At 35.6% G+C, this 340-nt stretch carries 1 protein-coding gene; it reads left to right on the top strand.

The genetic code is table 11. The features are described 5' to 3' along the window. Positions 1-340, top strand: a 340-nt coding sequence (locus GOQ17_RS16145) for a hypothetical protein (RefSeq protein ID WP_201288662.1), incomplete at both ends; no start/stop codon positions are given.

Raw genomic sequence — 340 nt, 5'->3', positions numbered from 1 at the left:
GAAGTGGGGTTTAGAGATCAAAAAAGCTTAATGGGGTGTGGACAAGCACAGGTGAGAGAAAAACAAGCCGTGCAAAAAGTGCCAGCGTTCTTATCAGCTTGTTACGGTATGCTTTTACTTGCTTCACACAAAGCTAATCAACTAAATAATGATAAACTTCCAGCTCCAAAATGGTATAATAAACAAGGACAAAATAGAACAACAACAGGTGATATATTAAATGCGGTTAGGTTAGAAAACTGGGCTATAAGCTCAAAAATCAATTTAACCGACTTCGTGAACATTGAAAATAAATTAGCGAAACAAGGTAAAATCATGAATAATGCTGTTTCTTCTTTCA

The organism is Sphingobacterium composti (assembly GCF_009829075.1).
GTDB classification, from domain to species: domain Bacteria; phylum Bacteroidota; class Bacteroidia; order Sphingobacteriales; family Sphingobacteriaceae; genus Sphingobacterium; species Sphingobacterium composti.
This window is presented reverse-complemented; position numbering and strand designations above follow the sequence as displayed.